The organism is Streptococcus sp. DD11, assembly GCF_001578865.1.
GTDB classification, from domain to species: Bacteria; Bacillota; Bacilli; order Lactobacillales; family Streptococcaceae; genus Streptococcus; species Streptococcus panodentis.
Genome location: NZ_KQ969392.1, coordinates 319,816 through 321,211, shown reverse-complemented (window position 1 = coordinate 321,211; position 1,396 = coordinate 319,816). Strand labels below are relative to the sequence as shown.

General features: G+C 54.3%; 1 protein-coding gene and 1 pseudogene. Both read left to right on the top strand.

Translation table 11 applies throughout. From position 1 onward, the window contains the following. On the top strand, positions 1 to 933 hold a 933-nt coding region (locus STRDD11_RS01485), incomplete at its 5' end, for a serine hydrolase domain-containing protein (protein ID WP_346962585.1). Between the two features lie 149 nt (positions 934 to 1,082). Beyond that, positions 1,083 to 1,396, top strand: a pseudogene (locus STRDD11_RS14060) (mevalonate kinase); the annotation flags it as partial.

Below are 1,396 nucleotides of genomic sequence, written 5' to 3'. Positions count from 1 at the left end.
ACTGTAGACGGCATTCTTGACAAATCAAAGAACAGCTGGCAGCAGGTACGTTTACCCGGGGCCAGTCTGGCTCTCTACAGTGACGGTCAGTGGCAGGAGCACTGCTTTGGTCTGGCTGATCCGGAGAAAGGCAGGCCTGTTCAGGAGGACTTGGTCTATGATCTGGCCAGTGTCAGCAAGGTGGTCGGAGTCGGGACTCTGGCGGCCTTTTTGACTGATGAAGGGCGGCTGGATATTGACCGGCCGCTACGTGCTTATTACCCGGCCTTCCATGATGAGCGGGTGACAGTCAGGCAGCTGCTGACCCACACTTCGGGGCTGGATCCTTTTATTCCCAATCGTGATCAGCTGACAGCTGCCGAGTTGAAAGCGGCGCTCCATCATCTGACAGTGCTTGAAGATAAGACCTTCCGCTATACAGATGTGAATTTTCTGCTTTTGGGCTTTCTGCTGGAGGAAGTCTATGGTCGGCCCCTGAACCAGATTTTCCGGAGTCAGATTTTCCAGCCTTGGGGGATGGCGGAGACGGGCTTTGGACCTGTACCAGCAGCAGTGCCGACGGTAAGAGGAGTCAAGGGAGGTCTGGTGCACGACCCCAAGGCGCGTGTCCTGGGCCGGCATGCCGGCAGCGCTGGCCTCTTTTCGACCGTCAGGGATCTGGAAATCTTTCTGGAGCATTATCTGCAGGATGATTTTGCGGAAAAGCTGAGTCAAAATTTTGCCTTGAACCCCGGCAAGACCCGCAGTCTGGCCTGGAATCTGGAGGGCTGCTGGCTGGACCATACCGGCTACACGGGCACCTTTATCATGTACAATCGGACAGAGCAGAAGGCGGCTGTTTTCCTCTCCAACCGGACCTATGAAAAAGACGAGCGGGCCCAATGGATCTTGGATCGCAATGAAGTGATGGAGATGATAAGAAGGGAACTGTAAGGGGCTCCGGCTGCAAGGCCAGGAGTTTTCTCATGCTCACCGATATCAATATCGGTCTCTGGTCCCAGTGATTTTCTCTATTAAAAATCGCTTTTTTGGCCAAAGTATATTAAAATAAGATAGAGAGAATCTACAGATAAGAGAAGATGATGACAAAAGCAATCGGTGTCGGCAAGGCACACAGTAAAATTATTTTAATGGGCGAGCACTCGGTGGTCTATGGCTATCCGGCCCTGGCCCTGCCCCTCAATAACATCGAAGTTACCTGCCGGGTGCTGCCTTCTGATCGGGCCTGGACCCTCTATGCCGAGGACACGCTGTCCATGGCTGTCTTTGCCTGTCTGGAACATCTGGGCCGGCAGGGAGCTGAGATTCGCTGTCAGGTGGAGTCCATGGTCCCTGAGAAGAGGGGGATGGGGTCGTCCGCTGCGGTCAGCATTGCGGCCATCCGGGCGGTTTTTGA